This is a genomic window from Peribacillus sp. SIMBA_075, from assembly GCF_046534585.1.
This window is the reverse complement of the sequence record NZ_JAWRYN010000530.1, coordinates 1-275: the sequence shown is the minus strand read 5'-3', so window position 1 is coordinate 275 and position 275 is coordinate 1. Positions and strand designations below refer to the sequence as shown.

Genomic DNA, 275 nt, shown 5'->3' with positions numbered 1-275 from the left:
CCCGGCGGCGATTATCAACGCGAAACTTAAATGGAATATAGAAATATCTCCACATACAAACACTCGCTAACTTCACTTAATTCCACACAATGAAAAAACCTCCGCGGCTGCGGAGGCTTCGTTTTATTGATCTGCGACAATCTTGTATTTCTTATGTGAAATTACGGTCATGTTGGAAGCAGCGCCGATTTCTTTGGCGTCTTCTGGTGAAATCTCGACGATCACCGAATTGTCCATAATTTTGAAGATGGTTCCGTTAACGTCGACGCCATTAC

At 43.3% G+C, this 275-nt stretch carries 1 protein-coding gene; it reads right to left on the bottom strand.

Annotation, left to right across the window (positions count from 1 at the left end; translation table 11 throughout):
- Positions 1–123 precede the first annotated feature (123 nt).
- Positions 124–275, bottom strand: a 152-nt coding sequence (locus tag SB775_RS29295) for a DUF2187 family protein (protein ID WP_410864742.1), incomplete at its 5' end; no start/stop codon positions are given.